This is a genomic window from Candidatus Zixiibacteriota bacterium (assembly GCA_022865345.1).
In the GTDB taxonomy this organism is placed as follows: Bacteria; Zixibacteria; MSB-5A5; order MSB-5A5; family RBG-16-43-9; genus RBG-16-43-9.
The window spans coordinates 1-1,917 of sequence record JALHSU010000005.1 but is presented as its reverse complement, the minus strand read 5'-3'; the positions used below and the strand labels follow the sequence as shown (position 1 = coordinate 1,917).

Below are 1,917 nucleotides of genomic sequence, written 5' to 3'. Positions count from 1 at the left end.
TCTAAGATTAAAAAAATAATTCCAAAAACAAAAAAGTCCGCCCGTAGGGCGGACTTTTTATTTAAAACTCTTTTTTAACTATACCTTATTTCCTTCTTCTAAAGTAGTTAATCGCACCCAAGCCCAAAAGCCCGGTTCCCAAGAGGATCACCGTCCCAGGCTCTGGCTGAGCGACTATATATCGGTTATCTACTCCCGTTATATTGGCAGCATCAGCCATAAAATTATCATAGTGAACTTCTACCGCAGGAGCATTTCCTATGTCTCCCGCATTACCGGCTTCCAGAAAAATCCTAACCGCGGAATCGTAACCAGATGGCAATACAACATTGTTACCTAACTGCCAGCCGCCGGCTGAATAATAATAAGCTGATAGCGTAGTACCAAACCTGCTCAGTCTTAATTTACCGGTGAAATCACTGGTTGGTAAGCTAAATCCAGTTTGCCAGTTCCCATCTACCATCCAATGGACTTCTTCGTAATAGTTGATCAAATCGACATCGAGCTTCCTGTCAATAAGCATTGCAAAAGAATTATCTCTTGCCCAGATACCGAAAGTAGCAGTACTGAAATAATCATTAAACTTAACCAAATCAAAATCGATAATAGTGTTGAAATCTCCTGAAAGACTGAAATTTGAAGATATCTGGCCTCTTCCGTATCGAACATCTTGCGTGGTCGTCATGTTGAGATACCCATTCTCAACTCCAGCATTGCCGCCATCGTGGGAGTAATTACCCCATAAGGATGGATCAAAAGAATCGAAGTTATCTCTTAAAAGAAACTGAGGATAGGCCGATACTGCTAACGTTAACACTGCTACCAAGCTCAAAATTATTATCTTTTTCATTTTTTTTCTCCTTATCTAATTTTTCTGCTAATAATATAAGCAACTATTATGCCGAAAATCCACATTAAATTAATATGTCTAACTTATTGATATATAATAGATTATTTTTGATAGCAGACTCTAACATTATTTTCTAATCTTAAAATGTTCATTTTATTGACAGAAGTAAAAGAATAAAATCTGATTTTTGGGTGAAATTGATTGAGAATCAAGAAGTTAGGTAAAAGAGTTGATACGTTCAGACAAATGACATTTTTCAAACAAACTCGACAAGGGAAAAAGTTGCTTTTACCAAAGAAATATATTCCTTTTTTGAACAACTTCTATATTAGCTTTTTAAAAACTCGACACTTCTAACCATTTAGTATGCAAGGGATTATATTCTTATTCCAATAAACAGACCTCTCAGGCACATCTTTTGCTAAAATTTTGAACAAACTTGAGTTAAGGTTTTTGGAATGTTGCCGAACTATCACAAAAGGATAAGCAATGTCCCAGGAAGGGGCGGAAAAAATATTAAGAGCTTGTCCAGAAAGAATGGACTCTAAAAAGCAAAGCCTGGAGGCTAAAAGCATACTGCCGGAGAAAAAAGGGGGGTCCTTTTTACATCTCCATTTCGAATCCAGAATTACTCTTAGTCCATTTTTAAGCTTAATAAGAGTCTGACAATCTTTATGATTGATCTACATACTCATCTTCTTCCGGGAATAGATGATGGCGCAAAATCTCTGGAGGAAGCAGTCCAGATAATAAGACAGGGAAGAAAGACCGGAATAACTGCAATCTGCACTACGCCGCATCTTTCATCCAGCTTTACGAAAGATAGAACTGAAAAGATTATGGAAAATTTCCTAATGCTTCAAGAGAGAATCTATGAGGAAAAGATAGATATACAGCTTTATCTGGGAAGTGAAATCGATTTGCGCATGAACTTTGATTCTATCAAAAGACTTCCCTTTTTCTTCATAAATCAAACCCAAAAATATCTATTTGTGGAGCTGCCGCTGGGAGAATTCCCGCCCTTTGCCGAAGGGATTCTCTTCTCTCTGTTGATAGAAGGCTTATCT

At 37.2% G+C, this 1,917-nt stretch carries 2 protein-coding genes; one reads left to right on the top strand and one right to left on the bottom strand.

Annotated elements, in window-relative coordinates; translation table 11 throughout:
- Positions 1 to 85: 85 nt before the first annotated feature.
- Positions 86 to 850: a PEP-CTERM sorting domain-containing protein gene (locus MUP17_00225; GenBank protein ID MCJ7457407.1), complete on the bottom strand. Its 765-nt coding sequence runs from the start codon at positions 848 to 850 to the stop codon at positions 86 to 88.
- 674 nt (positions 851 to 1,524) lie between these two features.
- On the opposite strand from MUP17_00225, the gene MUP17_00220 reads away from it, so the two are divergent.
- Positions 1,525 to 1,917: hypothetical protein (locus MUP17_00220; GenBank protein MCJ7457406.1), on the top strand; the 393-nt coding region annotated here is incomplete at its 3' end.